The sequence below is a fragment of the Ruegeria sp. BHSC037 genome (genome assembly GCF_059613045.1).
Genome location: NZ_JBXWRT010000001.1, coordinates 355,266 through 377,544, shown reverse-complemented (window position 1 = coordinate 377,544; position 22,279 = coordinate 355,266). Strand labels below are relative to the sequence as shown.

18 protein-coding genes are annotated in these 22,279 nt (G+C 59.4%); 9 read left to right on the top strand and 9 right to left on the bottom strand.

Annotation, left to right across the window (positions count from 1 at the left end):
- Positions 1-443: 443 nt before the first annotated feature.
- Both AC2FMN_RS01720 and AC2FMN_RS01715 read left to right on the top strand, forming a co-directional pair.
- A complete protein-coding gene (locus tag AC2FMN_RS01720; protein WP_496685693.1) occupies positions 444-2,462 on the top strand; it encodes a right-handed parallel beta-helix repeat-containing protein in 2,019 nt (672 codons plus the stop codon).
- A 142-nt stretch (positions 2,463-2,604) separates the two neighbouring features.
- A complete protein-coding gene (locus AC2FMN_RS01715) occupies positions 2,605-3,402 on the top strand; it encodes a sulfotransferase family 2 domain-containing protein (protein ID WP_496685691.1) in 798 nt (265 codons plus the stop codon).
- A 16-nt stretch (positions 3,403-3,418) separates the two neighbouring features.
- Here AC2FMN_RS01715 and AC2FMN_RS01710 read toward each other — a convergent pair whose 3' ends face one another.
- Positions 3,419-4,252, bottom strand: coding sequence for a capsular polysaccharide synthesis protein (locus AC2FMN_RS01710; RefSeq protein WP_496685689.1), 834 nt, complete (start codon positions 4,250-4,252; stop codon positions 3,419-3,421).
- A 197-nt stretch (positions 4,253-4,449) separates the two neighbouring features.
- Here AC2FMN_RS01710 and AC2FMN_RS01705 point away from each other — a divergent pair, with 197 nt between their 5' ends.
- Positions 4,450-5,289 (top strand): sulfotransferase family 2 domain-containing protein, encoded by an 840-nt coding sequence (locus tag AC2FMN_RS01705; RefSeq protein ID WP_496685687.1) that lies wholly within the window; start codon positions 4,450-4,452, stop codon positions 5,287-5,289.
- A gap of 13 nt (positions 5,290-5,302) precedes the next feature.
- Positions 5,303-6,649 (top strand): O-antigen ligase family protein, encoded by a 1,347-nt coding sequence (locus AC2FMN_RS01700; protein ID WP_496685686.1) that lies wholly within the window; start codon positions 5,303-5,305, stop codon positions 6,647-6,649.
- A gap of 11 nt (positions 6,650-6,660) precedes the next feature.
- Here AC2FMN_RS01700 and AC2FMN_RS01695 read toward each other — a convergent pair whose 3' ends face one another.
- From AC2FMN_RS01695 to AC2FMN_RS01680, 4 genes are read right to left on the bottom strand one after another with little or no spacing between them, the layout of a single operon-like run.
- On the bottom strand, positions 6,661-7,335 hold the full coding sequence (locus tag AC2FMN_RS01695; protein ID WP_496685683.1) for a polysaccharide deacetylase family protein: 675 nt from the start codon (positions 7,333-7,335) through the stop codon (positions 6,661-6,663).
- Complete coding sequence (locus tag AC2FMN_RS01690; RefSeq protein WP_496685680.1) at positions 7,332-8,369, bottom strand: lipid II:glycine glycyltransferase FemX; 1,038 nt, start codon at positions 8,367-8,369, stop codon at positions 7,332-7,334. The genes AC2FMN_RS01695 and AC2FMN_RS01690 overlap by 4 nt, the downstream gene beginning before the upstream one ends.
- On the bottom strand, positions 8,366-9,580 hold the full coding sequence (locus AC2FMN_RS01685) for a GNAT family N-acetyltransferase (RefSeq protein ID WP_496685678.1): 1,215 nt from the start codon (positions 9,578-9,580) through the stop codon (positions 8,366-8,368). The genes AC2FMN_RS01690 and AC2FMN_RS01685 overlap by 4 nt, the downstream gene beginning before the upstream one ends.
- Positions 9,580-10,533 (bottom strand): glycosyltransferase family 2 protein, encoded by a 954-nt coding sequence (locus tag AC2FMN_RS01680; protein WP_496684188.1) that lies wholly within the window; start codon positions 10,531-10,533, stop codon positions 9,580-9,582. Before AC2FMN_RS01680 ends, AC2FMN_RS01685 begins: the two co-directional genes overlap by 1 nt.
- Positions 10,534-10,725: 192 nt before the next feature.
- On the opposite strand from AC2FMN_RS01680, the gene AC2FMN_RS01675 reads away from it, so the two are divergent.
- Genes AC2FMN_RS01675 through AC2FMN_RS01665 form a run of 3 tightly spaced genes read left to right on the top strand, consistent with a single transcriptional unit; the run spans position 10,726 to position 13,968 of the window.
- Positions 10,726-11,814 carry a lipid II:glycine glycyltransferase FemX gene (locus AC2FMN_RS01675; protein WP_496685676.1) on the top strand — a complete coding sequence of 363 codons (1,089 nt, stop codon included), beginning with the start codon at positions 10,726-10,728 and terminating at the stop codon, positions 11,812-11,814.
- Positions 11,814-12,818, top strand: a complete 1,005-nt coding sequence (locus AC2FMN_RS01670) for a sulfotransferase (protein ID WP_496685674.1) — start codon at positions 11,814-11,816, stop codon at positions 12,816-12,818. Before AC2FMN_RS01675 ends, AC2FMN_RS01670 begins: the two co-directional genes overlap by 1 nt.
- Before the next feature lie 46 nt (positions 12,819-12,864).
- Positions 12,865-13,968, top strand: a complete 1,104-nt coding sequence (locus tag AC2FMN_RS01665) for a DegT/DnrJ/EryC1/StrS family aminotransferase (protein WP_496685672.1) — start codon at positions 12,865-12,867, stop codon at positions 13,966-13,968.
- Here AC2FMN_RS01665 and AC2FMN_RS01660 read toward each other — a convergent pair.
- Positions 13,965-15,413: an oligosaccharide flippase family protein gene (locus AC2FMN_RS01660; RefSeq protein ID WP_496685670.1), complete on the bottom strand. Its 1,449-nt coding sequence runs from the start codon at positions 15,411-15,413 to the stop codon at positions 13,965-13,967. The genes AC2FMN_RS01665 and AC2FMN_RS01660 overlap by 4 nt on opposite strands.
- 432 nt (positions 15,414-15,845) lie before the next feature.
- Between AC2FMN_RS01660 and AC2FMN_RS01655 the strand changes: the two genes are divergently transcribed.
- Both AC2FMN_RS01655 and AC2FMN_RS01650 read left to right on the top strand, forming a co-directional pair.
- On the top strand, positions 15,846-17,108 hold the full coding sequence (locus AC2FMN_RS01655; protein WP_496685669.1) for a nucleotide sugar dehydrogenase: 1,263 nt from the start codon (positions 15,846-15,848) through the stop codon (positions 17,106-17,108).
- On the top strand, positions 17,101-18,351 hold the full coding sequence (locus tag AC2FMN_RS01650; RefSeq protein WP_496685667.1) for a glycosyltransferase family 4 protein: 1,251 nt from the start codon (positions 17,101-17,103) through the stop codon (positions 18,349-18,351). The genes AC2FMN_RS01655 and AC2FMN_RS01650 overlap by 8 nt, the downstream gene beginning before the upstream one ends.
- 3 nt (positions 18,352-18,354) lie before the next feature.
- Here the strand turns inward: AC2FMN_RS01650 and xrtD are convergent, their stop codons facing one another.
- The 3 genes from xrtD to AC2FMN_RS01635 form a co-directional block, all read right to left on the bottom strand.
- Entirely contained in the window at positions 18,355-19,968 is a 1,614-nt protein-coding gene (xrtD, locus tag AC2FMN_RS01645; RefSeq protein ID WP_496685666.1) for a VPLPA-CTERM-specific exosortase XrtD, read from the bottom strand.
- Between the two features lie 92 nt (positions 19,969-20,060).
- Positions 20,061-21,584, bottom strand: a complete 1,524-nt coding sequence (locus AC2FMN_RS01640; RefSeq protein WP_496685664.1) for a hypothetical protein — start codon at positions 21,582-21,584, stop codon at positions 20,061-20,063.
- A 12-nt stretch (positions 21,585-21,596) separates the two neighbouring features.
- On the bottom strand, positions 21,597-22,208 hold the full coding sequence (locus AC2FMN_RS01635; protein ID WP_496685662.1) for a polysaccharide biosynthesis/export family protein: 612 nt from the start codon (positions 22,206-22,208) through the stop codon (positions 21,597-21,599).
- Positions 22,209-22,279: the final 71 nt, after the last annotated feature.

Below are 22,279 nucleotides of genomic sequence, written 5' to 3'. Positions count from 1 at the left end.
GAACAATCCCAAAGGGCATGCAAACAGGCTAAGCGCGCCCGAAGGCCATGTCCACAATTCGAATCTACAGCGACTGAAAGGAGCGAAGGTGGTAGCATGCCAAATTGACGTAGCGGCATCCAGCAAATGATTGCTCATCGCCCACGAGGTTGCGCAGAGAAATGCCCGGATAATGGCAAAATTGTGTCCGTTGTTGCGCTAAGCGAATCAATACGTCAAACGAGAGGCTACCGCGAAGGGAAGGGGAACAATTCCCGGTATCGAGTAACGAGTTAGCTCGGAAATGACGGCGTTGGGGCAATTTTGTCTCAATACAGGCAACAATTTCCAGACATAGCCACATTCCGGACAACCTGTCGCCTTCGTGCGGCGGTTCCCTCTGGTCCCAAGTAGCGGGAAATGGCGCGCTGCACTCACAGCGCCTGACACAAAGAAGGTGAAACATGACGACAGCAATCACTGTGACGTCCGAGGCCGAACTGAAATTGGCGTTGTCGAAAGCGGTCGGTGGGGAAACGATACTGCTTGCGGCCGGCGATTACGGAAAGCTCAGCCTGAAAAACATTCAATTCGCGTCGGATGTGACGATCAAGTCCGCCGATCCGAACGCGATGGCAAGTTTTTCAGAAGTTTACCTGACGAACGTCTCGAACATCAAGTTCGATGAGATCGTGTTCGACTATACCTACACTCAAGGTGATCGGAACCACACCACCAAGTTCCTGATCTCGCACAGCAGCAACGTCACCATCGACAACTCGGTCTTCGACGGTGACTTTGCAAGCGGAACGGGAACCAGTGCGGATGGCACCGGCTTCGGAAAGGGTCTTGTCATTCGCGACTCGAACAATATCGACGTAACGAACACCGAGTTCCATTCTTGGTGGAAGGCCCTGGGCGCCTCGCGGTCGAGCGACATCGACTTCATCGGAAACAACATTCATACCATCCGCTCGGACGGTATCTCCTTGGGCGAGGTGCAGAATGTTCTGATCGAAGGCAACTATATTCACGACTTCGGCGGCGCCGCAGGTTCCGGTGATCATCGCGACATGATCCAGATTCAGCGTTCGAACGGGACAGGCAGCGACAATATCATCATCAGGAACAACGTTCTGGACATCGGTGCAGGGGACTACACCCAGGGGATCTGGGCAGGCGCAGACAAGGCGGTCTATTCCGATCCGACGCACTGGAACCACAACATCGTGATTGAAAACAACGTTCTGTACAACGCGCATGCCAACGGTATCGCGGTTCATATGATCGACGGCCTGACAATCAACAACAACACTCTGATCGCGGTGCCGACCCAGCAGACGGGTGGTGTGGCCACCCCCAAGATCATCGTCGGTGGCGGGTCGCAGAATGTCACCATCGAACAGAACGCCACGCCTTCGGTTGTGGGCTACAACGGCCAATCGCACTGGTCGGTGCAGAACAACGCCATCATCCAGAACAATGATCCCTCCCAGCCGGGCTACTATGACACGCAGTTCGTGTACCACGCTACGTCCGCGACCGACGGCTACAACCAGTATGGCGTCGTGACGGGCAGTACGGTCGACCTGCTGGATGCAGGATCCAGCATCGTTGACGGGTATCCGATGGACATGGGCAGCTGGACCGGAGCTGCTCCGTCGAACGGAAGTGGTTCGGGAACGGTCTCTGCGCCAACGACCCCTAATACCGGCACGTCTGCGCCTGCGGATGGATCGGGATCGACGACCGCGCCCAACGATGATGCATCGACACCGACCGCCCCGGATTCCGGTCTGTCCGCGCCCACGTCGCCGGATGCGGGAACTTCGGCACCCGTCGTTCCTGGCAATGGGTCCGCGGGATCTGGCGCGTCTACTGCGATGGTATTCGACGACTTTGTCCTGGACATCGCTGGGCTTCCGGGCAACGGGCAGGCCACGTTGAAGGACGATGCGCAGGTCGTTGACACGGCGAACGGCCCTGTCGTTCATTTCGATGGCCACAAGGACCAGCTGAAGATCGGCCGCCTGCAGCAGTTCGAAAATTCGGATCAGCTGGCATTCGCGGTGGAATTTGCCAGGGATGAGGCCGATGGCAGCGCGCAACGGCTGGTCTGGAATAAGGGTCACATCGGCCTCACGATCGTTGACGACGGGTTGAAAGCCCATGTCAGAAACAACGATGGCAAGTTCCACGAAGGCTTCTATGTCGCGGATCTTGGGCTGAACGATACTCAGGAACACGAGATCGTCGTGATGGCCGATCAGGTCGCTGATCGGCTGCAGGTGCTGGTTGACGGTCAGGTCGTCCTGGACAGAACGGACATCGATCTCGATTTTTCCGGAGGCCGCGAATGGGGCTGGGACATCGGCTTCAGCCACGGTCGCTATGCCGACGGTGACCTCGGCGGTTTCGCAATCGACGATGACGTTCAGTTTGTCGATCCGCTGGGTGGCAACGCGGGCGACTTTCTGGCCTGAGGCCGGGAAGACCTGACTGATTTAGTACAGGAGCGGGCAGGGTGGCGACCATTCTGCCCGCTTCGTGGTTTTTCAACCAATTCATTGCCAAGTCCTCTGTGGATTCGGCATATAGTCGTGGTTGAATTGAAAGTGTTTGTTCATGATTTTTTCGGATCGCCACAGGTTTGTCTTCATCCACATCCCGAAATGCGCCGGCACGTCGGTTCGTGTTGCGGTGATGCCGTACCATGATGCCGATGAGCGCTTTATCCGCACCATTGAGCGGCACCCCAGGTTCGGCGAGTTGGATTTTCGCCATCTTCCTTTGCACCTGCTGCGCGAAGTGGACCCTGAAGCCTTCGAAAAGCTGACGGTCTACGAAAGCTATGCGCTGATCCGAGACCCTTTTGAGCGCTTTCGCTCGGCGATGGCCCAAAGGGCCAAGATGTATCTGGGATGCGAACTCGCTCAGATGCCGGAAGACAGGATACGATCCGAGCTGCAGATCGTTCAGGACTATTTGCGGCAGGAACCTGACGTGATCGCGCCGGAGTTCATTCATTTCGCGCGCCAGTCGGATTTTGTACAGATTGGCGACGAGGTTCTCGTTCGCAACCTGTTCCCCGTTGAACGGCTGGATGATCTGGCGACGGCACTGGCGCAACGTATCGGTCTGAAAACCCTTCCGGTGGGACATGCCAACAAGACCCAGGTATTTCGTCATCCCCAGTTGAAGAATCTGGCACGGGCCGGCAGTGCGGCGGCGCGGCGAATGCTGCCTGACCCGGTGCACGACGCCGTGCGCCGATCAGCGCGCCGTTTGCTGATGAAGCCAATCGTAACTGCCCCTCAGCCGGTCTTCGATTCCGCGCAGGTTCGGGACTTCGTGGCCAACCATTACAGCGCGGATGTTGCCTTGCACCAAAAGGTCCGGCAGCGAATACGCCAATCCGCTTGACGCTCCGAGGCGGCGCTCAGGGCTGCGGTTCCTTCACGCGGATGCCGGTGCTCGCATCGGCATCCCGCAGCAGCGCAAGCGCCTGTTCGATACGCTCCTCGCTCCAGTTCCAGCGCAGTTTCTGCACGGGCACCGCACCGGTTTTCAGGGCCAGGGAGGTTTCTTCGATGTTGATGCTGTGAGTCACCGCATCATGCACCAGATGCGGCCCATAGCAGCTGATCTTGGGAATGTCGTCGAACGCGCGCCGGAACGTTCGGCTGGTCAGGCGCAGATAGTCCAGCATGACATGCGGCCAATAGTAGTTGTGCGGTTTCGATCGGCCGTCCCAATACTGGAAACTGGCCTGCTCCCAATGGGATACGACTATGCCGTCAGGCTCGGAGGCCAGAAACCAATTGGTCATGGAGCGGCGCATACCCGGCCAGATGAACCAGCGATCATTCTTTGTCCAAGTGAAAGCGAAGAACCCGCGCTGCGACGCAAACGGCAGCCAATTGTCGAGCGGCTGGAGGCAATAGGTCGTTGCGTCCACCCAAACTCCGCCAAATCGCCGCAAAAGGCGCAGGCGCAGAAGGTCCGCGTAGGACTGAACAGGCAACACCGTCGGATCGTGCTGCAGCTCGGCGACATCCGCCGCCGTGTTCGCGTCAAGAACACGAATGCTCCAGCCGGGATTGTGCCTGCGCCACGAGGCGATGCATTCCTTCACAAGCGGCGGCGCGCCTTCTTCACCGCGGTCCCAATAGATCCAGATCGTCTTGGGAATGCTGCGCGGTGCGGATTTCGAAAAGAAATTGGGTTTGCCCCATATCTTCTTCCGGGCTCTTCGCCCGAAAGTCGGCAACATGCGCGCGCCCACGATAAGAACAAAGAGCCACGTCCTGAGTTTGCCGGCGGGCATGCGATCTCCACTGAACCAACCAAACGGCCACAAGGGCCATCCGCACTATGTACCAACAACAGCCGGCACGTCATTTATTTTGAAAGCCGCGCCAGCCTTCCTGGTGCAGTTGGCATAACAATGACCAGCGCTTCAAGCCATTGTTGCCCGATGGGCAGACAAGTTTCCGTTGCGGTCAAAGGGTCATTGTAATCAATGGGTGTCGCTTTATGATTCCAAGCGATTGGTTTTCCGGTTTTCGAGGAAGAGTGATGGCGGTTGTCTCGCAGGTTCTGCAAGCAGTCTATTTTGACATCACGAAAGTTGGCAGCAGCAGCCTGAAGGAAATGCTCTGGGAACTGGATCGTGGTGAACCATTCAAGGGCCGCGGCGCCACCCGCGTCTTGAACAACCTGCGTTGGCGCCTGGCACGGGCCAAGCTGGTACGCGCGCGCAACATTCATGAACAAGACGGATTTCGAACCCAGATCTTCCGAAAGGCCGTGGTGCCGGATGGCTTTGCGACATTCACGCTGGTCCGTGACCCGGTCGCCCGGCTGCAATCGGCCTGGCGCGACAAGGTCCACCGCAATCAGTTCCGCTGGCGCGACGAAGAGATGGATATCGAGAACGAGGGGCTACCCCTTGATCCGACCTTTGGCGAATTTATCGACCATTTCAGTGAATACCGCGCTGTCAGCCGCCCCGTTCGGGTGCACACGACCCCGTATTCATGGCACTTGGGCCCCGATTTGGGGTTTTTCGATCATGTCTTCCGGCTCGAGTCGGTCAACGACATGTATTCTTTTCTGTCCGAACGCCTGGGGCGGCCGTTTCCGGTGCAGCATGTCAACAAATCCAAGCCTGGGCCGCGCGACAGCACTCTGACAGAGCGACAGATCGATGCGTTGCTGGAAATAACCCAGCCCGACTATGATCTGTTGGGTTCGTTGTATGATATCGAGGACGCCGAAAAGAGGCTCCGTGCCCAATTGGGCCGGTGAAAGACACAGAGTGATGACACTGGCTGCACAGGATAGAATTCAATCTGGGGGGCGCGCGGAAGACGTCTCGCCCAACCGGCTTTTGATTGCGCTCTTCGTCGTATCTCTGGTGATGCCGTTCTTCTTTTTTCTGGGCGGCCTTCGGCTGAGCGTCTATCGCCTCTACCTTCTTGTCTTTGCGCTATTGTTCTTTGTCCGCTGGGTAAATGGCTCGGCCGGAAAAATCCGTGCGCCGGACATTCTGGTGATCACGGCAAGCCTGTGGATGATGATAGCAATGTTCGTCAATCACGGGATGAGCGCGCAATGGCAGTTTGCAGGTATATTGGTGATCGAAACCGTCGTTCCCTATTTGGCTGCGCGTGTTCTGATCCGAAGCCTGTCATCCTTTCAGGCATTCGTCCGCTGGTATTTCTTGGTTGTTGCGGTTCTGCTGCCATTTGCGCTGTACGAAAACATGACAGGCACCCCCATCCTGCTGAAAACCTTCCGCGGCGTTTTTTCCGTCTATTTTGATGTGCATCAGGAACCCAGGCTAGGGCTTGAACGCGCGCAGGCGACCATGCCGCATCCCATCCTTTTTGGTGTGTTTTGCGCTCCTGCCTTCGCGCTGTCATGGTACACGCTGAATCCAGAGGCCGGGCTTTTCAAACGCGCGCGCCGACCATTCCTCGTTGGGGTCGCCGTGTTCAGCTCATTGTCGGCAGGCGCCTTCATGGGAGTGCTGCTGCAGGCCTTGCTGATCGGATGGGACGAGGTATTGAAAACGGTCAAGAACAGGTGGAAGATCTTTTTGGTGTTGTTTGGTATCCTCTATGTGATCCTGGAACTGGCATCCAATCGAAACGCCTTTCAGATCATCGCGACGGAGTTGACGTTTTCGCCGGGGGCCGCCTGGAACAGGATTCATATCTTCAACAATGCGATCGACGACGTCTTCGCGAATCCGATCTTCGGCCTTGGGCTGCGCGATTGGACCCGGCCGCACTGGCTGCGATCAAGCGTTGACAATTTCTGGCTGCTGCTTGCGATGCGCTACGGGATTATTGCGTGGTTCCTGTTGTCTCTTACAACCATCCTAATTTGCTGGAAGGCCATCTCCGCGCCTCTGACCGGATTGCTTGCGGGGGTTCGGCGGGGTTATCTGATCGCCTTCATCAGCATGATCGTTTCGGCCTTCACCGTGCATTTGTGGGACGCCACATATTGCCTCTTCATGTTCATGATGGGCGCCGGGGTATGGCTGTCCGATCCGGACTGCACGCAGGACAACGAGGACAAGGACAACCCACCTGAGACCCCGAACCGAGAGATCAGGTATACGCGGTTCCCGCATGCCGATGCGACGTCTTTACGTTAGTGCTGGTGTCATCAACCCGTGACCGTCCAGCGTTTCTGGGCCATCCGCACAGTGCGACGCAAGCGCCGCAGAAGGGGCATCTCACCAGATAGAACGGCTTCGACTTCCCCTGCATGCATGTCACCCCGCAGGGATGTCCGGGGTTTGAGATAACCGGAGTCGCGGTACCGGCCTCCGTCGCTGGACCACGCGGAGTGATAGCCGGCTGAGCGCAGAGCGCGCAGAACCCGCGCGTCATAGCGGCCAAAAGGAATTCCCGCCTCGGTTATGGCATGGCCGCAAATATCCTCGAGACATGCACGCGAGCCTTGCAATTCGTTTTTCAGTTCGGCATCGGACAGGGTGGGCCAGGCCACGTGATCGATGCCGTGGCTTCCGACCGTCATGCCTGCGGCAGACAGGTCCCGAATATGCGATTTGTCCAGGCTGCCGCTGGTACCGATCCGCCCGGACAGGACAAAGAACCGGGCACGCAGATCGTATTTCTGCAAAATCGGCAGCGCGATCTCGTGGTCCGACAGGTTTCCGTCATCAAAGGTTATCTGATAGGCTTCCGGGGTGTCCGCCACGGCCGCCAGAACCCGTTCGAACTGAGGCACCGAGACCCAAAAGGGCGCTTCCTCCGGCCCCACTAGCCGGCTTGGCTGGCCAATGCCGTGAAAAATCAGGGCAATTGCTGGTTTCATCCGCGACCTTTCACGCGTTGATGCACGGTTTCGGCCAGGCTGATCAGCGATGCCGTCAGCCCCGGCGGCTGGTATTGATATGGCCCCGGTGCCACTATTTCTACCCCTCCGGTTCGCAGTTTGAATTGGGTGACCCCGGGGTTGTTCTCTGGATCGATGCCGCCCAGGTCGAACCACTCCAACCCGTGCGATTTGCAATGCTGTATTGCCTGCCACATCAGGAAGTGGCCAGTGTTCGACCGCCGCCCTGCATCGGTTGTGGCGCCGAACAGGTAAATGCCGTTGCTGGCCGCGGCCCCGATCGTCATCGCACCCAGGTCCACGCCGTCTTTCATTGCAAACAGGACCTTGTGACTGAAATCCGCCTCCTTGAGTGGATAGTAAAACTCCGGCGGGATATCCGGGCTGAACCCTTTTGCCGAACTCACCAGTCGATACAATGCGTTGAACCGGGCGGCACATTCAGCGATGGGCAGCGTCTCGGTTTCTATCCCAGCCTTGAGGGCATTACGCAGGGGATTTCGCCATTTTCCGTGTTGGCAGCGCATCAACTCCTCGTCCGGTTGCTGGCAATCTATGGCAACCGTCCGATAGACCGGCGAGCGGTTCGTCGCGCCAAACCCGGCGGCTGCAGCCGCAAGATCCAAAAATCCGGGATCCAGCGGCGGTACGGCTGGCATCCTGAATCGCAGGATATGCCCGCTGTCCCGTGCATAGGTGCGCAGACTGGAAAACACTCTGGCCAGGGTTTCGGAGTCCGGATCCGGGTTATCGCGATGCCGCACCAAGGGGCCGGCGGCGATCCACGCTATTCCCCGGCCCAGAACGGGCACCGGCTTTATGCGCAGGCACGCCGCAGCGATGAGGCGGCCTGCGTGATCCGAAAGCGACAGAAACCGGGCATCCGCCCCGATCCGCTTTGCGGCCGCCTGAGAATAGCCGAGGGTCTGCTCGTAGGTCAGATCCTCGAATTCACCACTAATCCCTCCCCAGTCCTCGGCCGGGACCCATCGCATTTTCAGGGGCCTGTTCATAACCGCGTCCGAATCCAGCTTGTCCACAGCGCGCGGGGCCGTGTCCCCAATCGGGGCCGCAGTCTGAGAAACCACAGCCGATAGTAAAACAGGTGCAGGCCGTCGGCCCACAAAAGCAAGCAGCGTGTTCGTAAGCGCGGCAAGGGGCGGTCGTTCACCAGAACGATTGAATGGAGCGGAACAAGCTCGCCGCCATAACTCAGCTTGTATTCATACTCCCCTGCACCGGCCTCCACCAAGCCGATTCCTTCCGCGATCAGCCCAGCGACGCGCTCGACCAATCCCACGCGTCCCAATCCGATCTTGGAAAACGCAGGGTCGGTTTCGCGCGCGTTCAGCCACCAATAGGCCTTGGCCGCCAAGGTGAACCGAAGCTGGCTGGACAAGAGCCTGTCCTCCTGCCATTGCTCGTCGATCGTGGCCTGACCCTTGGCCGCCAACCGCCGCAGCAACTCGCGATAGAAATCGGCAGCCTTTGACCAATCCGAAAAATGCCCACCTTTGCCCGCGGCCACCCATTGCTGGGTGTGTAGTTCGACGAACCGGTCCATGGCCTGGTCAACCGTATCCGGGCGCGCACTGGTGTTCCTCAGCGAGGCGATTTCGTTCAGGCGCTTGAGGTCGCGGCGAACTTCGCGGCGGCGGCTTTTGGACAGTGCCGACATAAACGCATCAAGACTGTCCGGCAACGCCATCAGGGTATGGCCACGAGGGCTTTCATCCCGCAGGGGCGAGACGCATTGGCCGGTAGGCCTGCGCATGCACGCAAGATGCCGTGCGCGGTCGGACATCGGCGACAGGCTGATTGCGGAGCAGTTGAGTTGGCTGACCAGATGGTCAAAGACTGCATCGAAGAAAGTCGCGTCAAACCCCTTGGAAATGGGCAGGCTCATGACGGCAAAGTTGGGATCGACCCCGGCCAGGCGGGCGACACGCACGGGAACCGGTCCGGCCCAGATGGTCTCGATGCAGAAGGGCAGGGCAGCGCGCAATCCCGTCTGGTCGCGAAGCTCATAGCAGACCGGTTGGCGGCTGGAGGAAAACGACGTGCCATAGTGCGACCACCACGCCGCCTGCCATTCGGTCAGAAAATAGATGTCGGCGCCTGTTTCTGCGACCAGATCATCCCACTCGGCGCGGTTCATCAGTTCATGCGCCGACAACCGGATGAATTTCAGAGCCGTATCCGGCCTGGGTTTCGTATTTTCCATCACGTCGCCGGCTCTTGCCCAAAAAGATGGAACCGGATCGCCGCCCGGGACAGCCGCAATCGGGCGGCACGGTCCGGGCTGGGCTTTACAAGGCCCGCCAATCCGAAAACCATCCCCCGCAAGGCCGCACTTGCCACGAAAATCGCGCGCGTCGCCAACTCGCCGGACCGGCCATGGTGTTTTCTGGCATAGATGGTTTTGCTCTTTTGCTTCTGCACATACATGCGCGACTTGATCTGGGCGGTGCTTTTGGAACCGCCTTCAAGATGCATGATCCTGGCCTGAGGAGCAAAGACGCACCGCCAGCCGGCGTTGCGGATGCGACGGCACCAATCGGCTTCCTCAGAATAGATGAAGAACGCCTCGTCGAGGGGTCCGACCGCTTCGAAGACAGCGCGCGGGACCATCATGAACATGCCCGACACCACGTCGACATCCCGCTGCGACCGCCGATCCCAATCGTCGTATTCCGGCCAGCGGAACACGCGCTTCAGGCCGAATTCAACCACCGCCAGGCTCAGCGGACCTGGGTCCGCGAAACAGGTCTTTTGAATGGTGTCGGCGTCTTCCCAGACCTGACACCCGACACAGCCGACATCGGCATGGGCGTCCAGCCATGCACTCATGACGTCAATCGCATTGTCGAGGATGATCGTGTCGGGATTGAGCAGCAGAAGCTTGTCACCCCGGGCGATTTTCAGGCCCTGATTGTTGGCCGCCGCAAACCCCCGGTTGTCGGGATTGGCGATGAGTTTCACGTTTGGAAAACAGCGCCGGACCATGTCGGGCGTGCCATCGGTCGAGGCATTGTCCACCACGATGACTTCGTGCGGCAGGTTGGTCTGTTTTTCCACGGATTCGAGACAATCGTGCAAAATTTCGCGTGTATTCCAACTTACAATGACAATGGAAACAGTACAGCCTGACTGAGAATGATCGGTATTTGACGCCATGGCCGCAAAAATCCTGCTAAACTAAGTACAAAAAAGGGACGATCCCGTGACTGCTACATGATTTTGGGTTTGAAGCCATGGGTTCTGCAAATATTATTTTCGGGCGTTGGTGCCGAAGCTGCATTGCCGGTGGATTTCTTCCGGCGCGCAGAGAGAAAGTGATTGTAGATGGACATTGAATGCCTGGAAGATTTGACCGAGGCACAAAGAACAGAATGGTGTGAGTTTCTTTCCACTTCTCAACATCAACACCCGCGCCAGCATCCACAATTCGCCGAGGTGGACAAGACCATTGGCAACCGGGTCATATTCGCGATCGGCCGTCGCAGTAGGCGACTGGTCGCCGTCGGGATATTTGTCATGCAGCCCAGCCGGGTGATGCCCGGCCGGTCGGCGTCCGCCGTCGCGTTGAGCGGCCCTGTTTGTGACACGGCTGCGGAAATGGTCACGTTTCTGCAAGGGCTGTCGGAACATCCGGCATTTTCTCGAACGGACTCCTTGCGCATAACGCCCTATTGGCTGGACCAGGAAGGCGACGGGCTGGCCAGTGCTTTGGCACAGGCGGGATTTCGGATCAGCGACCCGGAACCCCATCGCGATACGGGCATCATCGACCTGACCGGAACCGAGGACGAGTTGCGGGCCTCGTTCTCGCGCAGCGCGCGCCGCAAGGTCCGCCTGGTGGACAAATCCGAAATCGAGATTCGCACCGCCCGCACTTTCGCCGAGGCCGAGACGTTCTTTGAACGACTCAATACCCTGGTTGTGGCGCGCCACAATCTGACCCCGGTCAGCCGCGCCGAATACAGCGCCGGTTTCGACCAGATATTCCGCGACGGTGCGCTCGGCGTGATCCTCTGCGCCTATCACCAAGAGGCGTTCCTGGGCGGGCTTCTGTTGTACCGCAGCGGGACCACGGCCCATGCCCGACGCTATGTCGCCGACCCCGGGGCTGCGCAGGCCATCGGCAATCTGCGGGTCGCGCCGGCCTTGTGGCTCGAGGGCATGTTCTGGGCCAAGCGCGCCGGCTGCACCCGATTCGACGTCGAAGGTTTTCTGCCCGTCGAAGACAAGACCCACCCCAATTTCAACGTCTACGAGTACAAGCGCGAGTTCAAACCGACACATGCGCGGCGCATTGCCGAGCACACCCTGGCCCTGAGCCCCGCCCATCATTATGCTAACACCCTGCCCGGCCGACTGAAAGCTCACGTGAAGCGCTCCTTCCCGCACTTGCGCAATCTCCACCCGGCCCGGCTGTTTCCGCGGGGCGGCAACTGATGGCGCGCGCGGTCGATCAGGGGCCACTGGTTACCTATTCCAGCCGACGCGCTAAGTATTTGAACTTGGTCGTCTCCGGGGCGTTGTCGCCGCTGGAACGCTTTCTGGAGCTCCGGACCGGCCAGGGCGAGCAGCCCGTCTGTTTCATCGTCGGCCCGCCTCGGTCGGGCTCGACCTTGTTGTACGAGCTGCTGGTCACCCGGTTCCAATGTGGCTATTTCAGCAATTTCGCGAAACGCCTGTTCCGGGTTCCGGTGGCGGCCACTTGGCTTTGCCGGCGGGCCATGCGGGACAGGCAAGGATCCTTTGACAGCTCCTATGGCGAGCTTGAAGGGAACGCCGCCCCCAGCGAAGCGGGGCGGATCTGGGCGTATTGGATGCCCTATGCGGCCCCTTACTTTCTGGACGAACCGGGGGTGCCGGTCGCCCGGATGAAGCGGAAGCTGGCCGCCATCGGCCGGATTTCAGGGCAGCCCATGATCGTCAAGAACATGATCCTGCAGTCCGATTTCCCGCTTCTGCTCGATACCTTCACGAACGCGATTTTCATCTACATCGAGCGCGACTGGGCCGACAATGCAGATTCGCTCGTGCGGGCCAGACAGGACAAGTCGTCGATGGACGCGACCGGCTGGTGGTCGCTTCGGCCGACAGGTTGGGAAACCTATGCCGACGCCGATGCGATGACCCAGTCCTGCGCGCAAGTGGTTCTCAGCCACCGGGACCTGCGGCTGGGGTTCGAGAGGCTGGGCGCACCAGAACGCGTCATGAAAGTCAGCTACGAGACCCTGTGCGAACAGCCCGAACAAGTGCTTTCGGACATCGAATCCTTTTTCAGACGAAACGGCGTTTCCCCCGCACGAAAGCACAAGACGGAAACTCTTCCGGGAATTTCGGCCCGGCGACACATGCAGGATGACGTTCGTGGTCAGATCATGGGGTGTCTTGAAAAAATCGCGAAAGAGGCCGAGTTGAGCCAAAAGGGTGAAGCCGATGGCGCATAGTCAGGCCCGCCTTGCATGTGGCGATCCGCCGATGCGGCTCGGCCAAATGGTCCGAACAGATCCCGATGGCGGGTTTCTGCGTCTTTTTGACGGCCGTCATGTTCACTGGAGTTTCAACACAAGGGTCGCAATCCGCGCGGCCTGCGACCTTCTGGAGCTTCTGCCCGGTGACGAGATACTGGTGCCCGCCTACAACTGCGGATCCGAAGTCGATCCGCTTGTCCACGCGGGGTTGTCGATCCGCATGTATCCGGTCTCGGCGGATCTTCGGGCCGATCCCAACCGCATCGCGCCGATGATAACCGAACGCACAAAAGCGGTGTATGTGACACACTATTTCGGCATCCTCCAACCCGAACTGGCCGCGCTCCGCGCATTGTGCGACCGCCACGGGCTGCGGCTGATCGAGGATTGCGCGCTGAGCCTGTTGAGCGGGGCAGCACCGGCAGAGGGCGTCACCGGGGATGTGTCGGTCTTCTGCTTTTACAAGTTCGTCCCTGTGCTTGAAGGGGGCGCGCTGGTCGTGAACGCAGACGACCTTGATGTCGACTCGCCATTTGTCCGGCCGCCGCCGCGAAAAACCGTTGCCAAAACGCTGCTCCGAACGACGATCAGCAGGGCTTTGGGTCCGGATCGGGTTCGCACTTTAAAACATAGCCTGGGTCGGGGAGACGCCCCGAATACCCAGCGCGGCAAGCCGGATGAAATGGAAGACATCCCCCCGCACTACTATTTCGATCCCACATTGCGAAACCGTCGGATCAGCAGCTTTGCGCTGCGGCCACTCCGGTCCTTTTCTGTGTCGGACGTCTCAGGGACCCGTCGGCAAAACTGGCAGATCTACCGCGAGTTGTTGGATGACATGCCGGGCGTCCGGTTGGTGAACCCCGATCTGGCGCCCCACACATGTCCGCTCAACATGCCGATCAGGATTGCCCATCGCGACCGGGTGGCCCGCGAATTGCAGGCGCTGGGGATCGGCGCCACGCCCTGGTGGGCCGGGTTCAACCGGAATCTCGACTGGTCCGGACAGACCGAAGCGATCGAGTTGAAAAACAGCATCCTCTCACTGCCTCTGCATCAGTATCTGGGGCCTGCTCACATCCGGCATATCGCCAACCAACTGCGCAAAACGCTGCGCGACCCCTAGGCTTTCTGCCCCCGGAAGTGATCGCGCATGCGCGCCAACAATGAAAACACCATGGTTTCGAACCCCTCCGGGCGGCCGGAAACGGCCCACAATGCGATGTGCGTTCCGGTATAGACGACGGCCCCGACACCGGCTTTGGTCAGCACGATGAACGGCGTGTAGGAGTAGTGAATGCCCACCCGCAACACATAGTTGGTGGCAATGACGGCAACCGCCATAACGGCGCAGGCCACGAAGCTGCGCCATCCGACGGCCAGTGGCTCGAAGAAGCGGCCGTTTCCATATCTTTTCGCGATGACCAGGGTTGCGAAAAGGCCGACCAGATTGGCGATACCTGCAGCGATCAGTGCGCCGTTGAACCCGTATTGGACACCAATCAGCATCACCGCGCAGACGACCAGCAAGACAATCGTGTTGCGGAGAAACAGCAGCGAAGTCGACCCTTCGATATAAACGGCGGACCGCACCGAAGCCTGCAGCGCGTTCAAGGCATAGAGCGGTGCGAGAACCCAGATCACCGGCGCGGCTGCGACCCATTTGTATCCCAGGAACATCCAGATGATGTCGACCGACAGCAAAGCGAACCCCACACTGCACGGCAGCAGAATGGCCAGAAAACCGGCATTGATCTTTCTGAACCCCTCCTTGGCCTGGTCAGTCTTGCGCGACAGATCCGCCAAGCCGGGATAAACCACCCGCAGGATGGGGGTGAACAGCTGATGCGTCACAACGTTCACAAGCCGGGTACCGATGCGAAACAGTCCCGCATCCGCCAAACCGAGTGTGCTGCCGATGATCAGCTGCGGCGCATTTGTGGATAAAAACTGGGCAAGCTGTGCGCCGATGGACCAGGACGAAAAAGACAGGCTGTCCCGCCACCTGCTGAGGGACAGTTTGAGGGACATCGGTGCGATCGAAAACGTCCAAAGGCCGCGCGTGATCTGTCCGGCAAAAGTCGCCACGACGATCGCCCAATAGTCGCGCCAGTACCACGCCAGGCCGATGGCGAAGATTGCATAGACAAGGCGGCTCAGGGTTTCCTCGCCAGCGGCGTATCCAAACCGCAATCCTCTTTCGAACAGCAAAAAGCGCGGGCTTTTGATCGCGACGATCAGTGACATCGCCGAAAGCACCGGCATCAATTCGACAAGTGCCGGGATCCCCAGCAATTCAACCAAAGGTTGGGCGGCCCAGAAGATCGCCGCCGCTAGCAGGCCGAAGATGATCTGAAACGAAAAGACGGTGTGCAGATGTTCGGGCGTTATGTTGTCGAGTCGAATCAGGACCATCCCGATTTGCCGCTGGAACATCTCCAGCAAAGCCGTTGCAATCAGGAAATAGGCAACGACGCCAAAGTCTTCAGGGGTCAGCAAGCGAGCAGTTATGGCGATTGTCGCAAGCCCCAGCCCTTGCCGGAAGACACCCGAGGCAAGCAATGTCGCCACGCCGACGGCCAAGGCCGAACGCCGTGTCAGCCCGCTCGGCGCGGGATCAATGTTGTTGGGCTGGAGCACGGAAATACTGTTTCCTAACTTGAGCCAATAGGCCGGTTTCGACGAGGTCGTTTCTTGACATGAGCCGACAAGTACATTGCTGTACCCGACAGGGGGCCGAATGTGGCAACCGAAGAATTTGACTGATAACCAAGAAAAAACCGCTTATTTGAGACATGGTCACATGCATTTCCTGAATGGTATCAAAACATTTCGAGGGCTTCCAACACCACTTGTCATTTCGTGTCAGAACACTGCACCCCACATCAAGGTGAATTTCACAGGTAGTTTCTCAGACTGGTTCGGTCTTGGGCAAGCATTGCGGCCTCTTGCTGCAGCCGTACGACAGGGCGGCGATGCCCACTCGGTGTTCGGAGACGCCACATGAAAATCGCGATTTTTGGCTTGGGGTATGTTGGGTTCACTGCGGCCTGCTGTCTGGCCCATCAAGGGCACGAAGTGTTGGGCATCGACGTCAATGCCGACAAGGTGTCCGAGATCAACTCCGGCAAACCGCCCATCAAGGAACCGCAGGTTGGCGAACTGCTGACCCACGCACTGGACAGGGGACTGATCCGTGCGGTCGTCGAATGCCCCGATCTTTCAACCTGCGATTTGGCCATCGTCTGCGTCGGAACGCCCAGTTCGACCGACGGCTCCCACAACATGAGCTATGTGGCCGAAGTCACCCGGCAGATTGCCGAAACCATATCCGACGACCGGGCGCGTCCGTTGACGGTTGCCTACCGGTCCACCTTTCGGCCCGGAACCGTCGCGCAACTGGTCGAGCCGATCTTTCGAAGCTTTCTGGGCGATCGGGTCGCGCAAGCGGTCGAAATCGTCTACAATCCGGAATTCCTGCGCGAAGTCTCGGCCGTGCATGACTTCTTTCACCCACCCAAGATCGTCGTCGGCACGAAAGATGGCTGCCGCTCCGATGTAATGGACGCGCTGCACGAGGGCCTTGACGCGCCAGTTTTCTACACCTCGTACGAAGAGGCCGAGATCACCAAGTTCGTGGACAACACCTGGCATGCCACCAAGGTGGCCTTTGCCAACGAAATCGGCCGCATCTGCCATCGCATGGGCGTATCCGCAAAAACCATGCACCAGATCTTTGTCTCGGACACCAAGCTGAATATTTCGCCTTACTACACGCGGCCGGGCGGCGCCTTCGGGGGGTCTTGCCTGCCCAAGGACGTGCGGGCCCTGCAACATATCGCCGGCGAGATCGGTGCGCATACGCATCTGATCGACAGCCTGCTGCGCACCAACGAGGCGCACAAGACCTACCAGGCCCAGGACATCATGGCCCGTCTGCCCGATGAGGGCAGGGTGCTGATGGTGGGCCTGGCCTTCAAGGCCGGCACCGACGACCTGCGTGAAAGCCCGAATGTCGACATCGCGCGCCGGCTGCTTCAGGGCGGGTACAAGCTGTCGGTCTACGACCCGGCCATCCGCCCTGCCGACCTGCGCGGGCAGAACCTGGGCTATGCCTTCACGCATCTGCCTTCGGTCGGCAGCCTGCTGGTCGATCGGGCCACGGCCGAAGAGGGGCCTTGGGATCTGGTGATCGGATCGAATGCGATCGTGAACGATCTGAACCTTAGCGATTTTCCGGTGGTGCGAACCTATGAATATGACTGACACCACCCTGGCCGTTCAGCCGGTCTCGATGGATGAATTGCGGCGGGCCCGGCCGCTGCAGGGGCTGAAAGTTCTGATCGTGGTCGAAAACCTGCCCGTCCCCTTCGACCGGCGCGTCTGGATGGAGGCGCGCACGCTGGCCGCTGCCGGCGCCGTCGTTTCGGTGATCTGCCCGACCGGAAAGGGCCACGAAGAGCGTATCTGGGAAGAAGAAGGCATCAAGGTCTATCGCCACCCGCTGCCGCTGGATGCAAGCGGCGCGCTTGGTTATCTGTTGGAATATGGCGCGGCGCTGTTCTGGGAATCCTGGCTGGCGTTGCGGATCAAGCTCAGCCGGGGCTTTCACGTCATCCACGGCTGCAACCCGCCTGACCTGATCTTTCTGGTGGCGTTGCCCTTCAAACTGTTCGGCGTGCGGTACCTGTTCGATCATCACGACATCAATCCCGAACTCTACGAGGCCAAATTCGGCCGGCGCGGGTTCTTCTGGAAACTGATGAGGACCTTCGAACGTTTGACCTTCGCGTCGGCCCGGGTGTCGATCGCGACCAATGAAAGCTATCGCCGGATCGCCATCGAACGCGGGGGCATGGCGCCCGAGGATGTATTCATTGTGCGCTCGGGCCCGGACCTGAGCCGTCTGGAGCGCGTCCCGCCCAACCCGGCCTGGCGGAACGGTCGAAAATACGTGGTGGGCTATGTCGGCGTGATGGGCGATCAGGAGGGGATCGACCTGCTGCTTGAATCCGTGGCCCACCTGGTGCAGGGGCAGGGCCGGGACGACATCCAGTTCTGCTTGGTCGGCGGCGGACCCAGCCTCGAGAAACTGCGCGAACAATCCGCCGCGATGGGCCTGTCGGACTACGTCACCTTCACCGGGCGGGCACCGGATCGGGACCTGTTCGAGATCCTGTCGACGGCGGATGTCTGCGTGAACCCGGACCGGGTAAACGAGATGAACGACAAATCCACCATGAACAAGATCCTTGAATACATGGCCTTCGAAAAACCGATCGTCCAGTTCGACGTGACCGAGGGCCGGTTCTCGGCGCAGGACGCGTCACTGTACGCGCGGCCGAATGATCCGGTGGACATGGCGGCCAAGATTGCCGAACTGCTTGAAGATGAAGAGCGTCGGGCCCGAATGGGCCGCTATGGCCGCGCGCGGGTCGAGTCTGAAATGGCCTGGCCTCATCAGGTGCCCGCCCTGATCGCGGCCTACGAACGGGTGTGGAAAGGGTAGGGCCTAGAATGGTACGAAATGCGGCATGCGGTTCAGGCTGGGCACCATGAACCGCTGCAGCCGCGCGTCGGCATCCGCCTCGGTTTCACCGGGCAGGATGGGCGTGACGAAACGGACAAGGGCGCCATCCGTCCGCCCCATGACAAAGCCATCCTGGATGACGCTCAGCTTGGCCCGAAAATCGTTGACCATCCGCTTTCCGCGCTGTTCGAACCAGTAGTAGACCAGCTGTTTCGACAGTTCCTTCTGGATCACCGCCCGGTTGACGGTGAAACTGCCATAGGGCGTCTTGTCCAAGGTAATTTGATACGGCTCGAGGCTGAATATTTCCCACCCGCCGACAGGCAGACAGACCTCGGGGGAATGGATCCCGTCGCCGTCGGTCTGCTTGTCGTAGAAGGCCACGAACAGGTTCACGAATTCGCCCGACGTGGTGTCGGCATATGTTGCGTTCAGATAGTCGCTGGCGCCCAGGGTCCGCTCGACTTTCGGGTCGAGGCTGGCCGTCGACCCCGACCAGTTTCCGAGTTGCCGCGGATACAGAACAAAAGGATCGCGCTCCACCGGCTGCACATCGGCCGCGGGGCGCAGCACCCAAGCCGCGGATACCGACAGCGTCAGAAGGGCCGCGGCAGCCAGTTGCAGCGAAGGCTTCAGACCAAAAATGCGCAGCGCGATGGGGCCGAACCCATCGACATCCAGATCGATCGCTTGTGCAAAGGGCTTGGGATCGGGGGCCATGCGCTGCAGCCCGATGGCCATCAGGAACAGGACCCCCACGCATAGCAGGAAGATAATCCAGCCCTCGAAGAAATGCATGAATCCTTCGGCCTGTTCGATGCCGTATTGATTGACCAAAATGCCGATCACGCCGATGCGGATCGAATTCATCAGAACGGTCAGCGGAGCGGCCGCCAGCAGCAGCACGACCTTGTGCCAGATCGGGCCGCGATAGAGCAGGGCGAACAGGTACGAGAAACTGAGAATGGGAAACAGATAGCGCAGGCCCGAGCAGGCTTCGGCCACTTGCAGCTTGTAGACCCCCAGATCGATGACATTCCCTTCGATGAAGACCGACACGCCAGCCAGTTGCACGAACCATACGCCCAGTTCGGACGAGATCCACTGAAGGAAGATCGTCAGCTTCCAGTACACGAACTGGGGCAGGGGCAGCATGAAAACCAGGTGGAAGACCGGCAATTGGTGGTGGCGGCCGCGCTGCCAGCCGAACACGGTCAGCACGACTCCGCCGGTCCAGATGATCATGGCATAGGTCACGATGTCCGGAATCCGCGCCAGATTGCCCAGAACCGCCACCGCAAGCGCCAGGGCGATGACCGCAACCCCGGGCCAGCGGTCTTGAACTTCGGGGAGTGTCGCCGGCGCGTTGCGCAATTCCCGCAGGAACAGATACAGCGAAATGATCGGGATCAGCGGGCCGTGGCTGTATTCAGGCGTGCTCCAGGCAGTGCCCAGCGACACGATCCCGATCCAGAACACCGGGACCGATCCGGCCAGCAACAGGACGAACCAGCCAAATCCGGCCACGTTGATCCGTGGCCAGACCGCTCCCAGAGGTCCGCCGGACTGACCGGATTTCGACTCAAGCTGTTGCATCAACCCTCATATTGCATCGAAACCGCGGCGCAAGCATCCTCGCAGATCGAAATCCCGAAATCGTGATCGCCACCTGCGACGCATCGCGCCGATCACGGCTTGAGGGTGAACCGCCGCCCCAGTGTCACGAACACGCCGTTGGATGTTGCCCGGAACCCGTTCTGGTCGTCGTATTCGTACTGATAACCCATGTTGACCGCCCAGTCCCGGGTGATCGCACGGGAATAGGAGGCGTTGAACACACTACGCTGGCGCGGATTTTTAGGGCCTGACCCTTCGTTTTCCTGGTCGATGTAATTCACGCTGAACGACAGGGCCGACACCGGATTGATGATGTAGTCATAGGTCAGAAAAGCCAGCGTCTGCCGCGTTTCCACACTCTGTGTGCTGGTGCCGACCCGGCGCTGGATGGTTGCCCCGATCCGAGAACTGGCCAACCTGTAGCTATAGTCCAGTTGTCCGATCGGCGTCACCTCGTCGAACGGTCCTCGGGTGAAACCGATATCAAACCCAAAAGTCCCGTTGGCCCGCTGGAAATCACGCCCAAAGGTCGCATTGATGCGCGAGCCGTTCACGCCGAAGGTCTGGTCGATCAGAATATCGGCGGACCCGTCCGGCAGCGTCTTGTTCCAGGAAAAGTCCCAGACGAAATCCTCGGTCACGTTGCTGGTGTTCGAAACGCGCTGGGTGTCGTCAACCTTGCTGTAGCCGATATTCGCACTGACGGTCGTGGTGGCCGAAACATCATAAGTGGCGCCAGTTGACAGAACAGTGGTGTTGCGATCCGTCTGCACGGCGTCATCGGCCTGGAATTCGCGGTAGTTCAGGCTGACGTTGGTCTGCAAGACCGGCGAGATCCGCATCAGCACGCTTCCGAAGAAGTCATTGGCGTTGTTGTCGAACAGTCCTGGATCGATGGTGTTGGAATAGCTGCGTTCACGATAGTTGTAGGAAAACCGGAACCCAAGGGGGTCGTTCAGTCCCGTCTGCCAATTCAGATTGCCGCGGGTATCGACCTGATCGCCGATCGTGCCGATGACATCGGCAGCATCGATCACCCCATCCAGGTTGACGTCGGTCAGCGACCGGTTGAAGGCCAGATCCCGTTCGCGATACGAAGCCAGCAGACTGAAGTTGCTGTTGGCGTTTCTGCGCTGATAGTTCAGCTGGGTAAACGGGTCGGAAAAGCTGCCATCGGTCCCGATGATCGGCTCGTTCGCGATGCGATACAACCCCGACAGGTCGAATTGCAGGGTCGAGTTCGGAGTCTGGTTCAGAATCCCCAGGGCCAGCGTATTCTCCCACCAGGTGGTCGAGCCCAAAGACGGATCCGTCAGACGCAGGTTGTCGTCGTGCCGCAGCGACGACAGATAGTCCAGCGTCACGGTTAGACCGGTGCCGGTACCCGCTGCACCTGCGGCTTGGCCCACCCGTCGCGCAGGGTTGCGCTGCGCCTGCTGCACGATCAGCTGCTGGCTGGGCGCTTGCTGCGTGGTGGCCGGCTGCGTCGTTGTCTGCTGCCCCGACACCTGTTGGCCCGTGGCGGGCGACACTGCCGCCACGAAAGCGACGCTGCCCAAAAGCGTCAGGCCCTGCCTCTTCCTGAATTTCCCCACCTGTATCTGCCCCTATTCGAACAAGCGGCGCGAGGGTACGACCACGACGTCTCCGGGTTTGAGCACCGTATTGCCCTGAATGCCACCGCCCGCGCCATCATAGTTGTAGAGGTATTTGTTCATCACGCCTGTTTTGCTGTCCACCCGTCGCAATTCGATGCGTTTGCGGGCCGCGAAGTTGGTCAGGCCGCCGGCCTGGGCCAGAACCTGAAGAATTGTCGTGCCTTCCGTCGCCGGAAGCTTTCCGGGAATGTTGACCTCGCCCATGACGAAGACGTCGATCGTAGGCCCTGTCGGCGTCAGGCCGGGAAGGGCCGGGGCCGCAAGGGCTGCGATCGACGCATAGACGGTCGGAGGTGTGTTGAAGTTGTTCGCCAGTGCCGACGCCAGCGCGGTCTGCAACCCGCTGGTCGACTTACCGGCCGCCCGGATCGTTCCCGCAAGCGGGAAGTTGATGGAGCCGTCAGGCAAAACCAGCACGGTTCGGTTCAGGGTTGGGTCCTCGAGAACCTCGATTTTGAGCGCATCTCCCGGCTGGATCTGATAGGAACCCTGCGCGAAGGCGCCGGTCGACAGCACCAAGGCCGTCACGAAAGTGATCAATGATCCGATGACTGTCCGCATGTTCAATTCTCTCATTTTCTCAAAGTATGCCCATTTTCTCCATTCGTCACAATCGGCCTGACGCAGCAAAC